General features: G+C 69.4%; 1 protein-coding gene. It reads left to right on the forward strand.

Going from position 1 to position 1,234, the window contains the following annotated elements; translation table 11 throughout:
- Window positions 1-117: 117 nt before the first annotated feature.
- On the forward strand, window positions 118-1,056 hold the full coding sequence (locus I71_RS34230) for a DUF2493 domain-containing protein (RefSeq protein ID WP_042704768.1): 939 nt from the start codon (window positions 118-120) through the stop codon (window positions 1,054-1,056).
- The last annotated feature ends 178 nt before the right edge of the window (window positions 1,057-1,234 follow it).

A 1,234-nucleotide genomic window follows, 5' to 3' on the forward strand; every position in this document is an offset into this window, starting at 1 on the left:
GCCGCCGTCCTCGCTGCGCTGCACCCAAGGGTGCAGACCCGACCTGCCCGCCGCGAAGGGATCGCCACGAAGGCCGCGATGGGCGCGGCCGATCCGAGAACCGAAGGACGACCCGCCATGGCGAACGACCACGACGCCGCCGAGTTCGAGCCCCGTCACGCCTCCTCTCCCACCGATCACGCCCTGACCGAACTGCAGCTCTACGGCCATCGGCCGTTCCAGGACGATCCCGACCCCCGGCCGCTGCCCGACGAGACCGCCATCCGCGCCGCCTTGGCCGACGTCTTCGACGCCGTGGTGTCGACCCTGCAGGATACCCGCCTCGAGCCCGATCTCGCCGACCTGCTATGGTCCACCGTCAATCTGTTCCACCGCGCTGCCGACCGGGTGCAGCGCGAACTCGACGACAACGAGGACGCCCAGAAGCGCAGCCAGCGCGAGCAGGACGGTTCGGAAATCCGCTCGGTCGAGCTGGAGCGGCTGCTGGCTGAGGGGCTGACCCTGATCGAGCGCCGCACCGCCATGGAGGTTTTTCGCGACCACGCCGCCAGCCTGTTCGAGCAACACACCGGTTCTGGCTGGCGACCGCACGCCGGCTCGCTGGTCAGCCACCGCACCCTGACGGCGTCGCTGATCGACAGCCGGGATTTCCTCGCCGCCAAACGCCGGGCCGAGACCGAACCACTGCTGCCGGCCGGGGTACGGATTGCCTTCACCGGCGGGGCGGAGTGCAACGACCATCACCGCATCTGGGCGGTGCTCGACAAGGTCCGCGCCAAGCACCCGGATATGGTGCTGCTGCACGGTGGCAGTCCGAAGGGGGCCGAGCGGGTCGCCGCCTGCTGGGCCGAGCACCGCAAGGTGACGCAGGTGCTGTTCCGTCCCGACTGGGGGCGCCACGCCAAGGCCGCCCCGTTCAAGCGCAACGACCGTCTGCTGGAGGCGCTGCCGATCGGGATCGTCGCCTTTCCCGGTTCAGGCATCGCCGCCAACCTCGCCGACAAGGCCCGGCGCCTCGGCATCCCGGTCTGGCGCTTCGGCGACGGCGGCGCCTGAGCGCCACCATTCCGGCGATCCGCATCGGCGGATCGCCGGCCTTCCGTAAATCCGTTGTCCCAGACAGCCCGATCGGCGGCAAAGCGCCAGAAGCAGACATACAAATTGACGTTGGGTCCCGCCTGACAGTGGGTTGACATATAGCCACTGGTCGCGAGCTCGGAGAAAACCGTCGGCC

The sequence above is a fragment of the Azospirillum sp. B506 genome (assembly GCF_000333595.1).
Classification (GTDB): domain Bacteria; phylum Pseudomonadota; class Alphaproteobacteria; order Azospirillales; family Azospirillaceae; genus Azospirillum.

Coding starts and splice junctions, on each gene's coding strand:
- I71_RS34230 (WP_042704768.1), top strand. CDS start 118: ATGGCGAACGACCACGACGCCGCCGAGTTCGAGCCCCGTCACGCCTCC.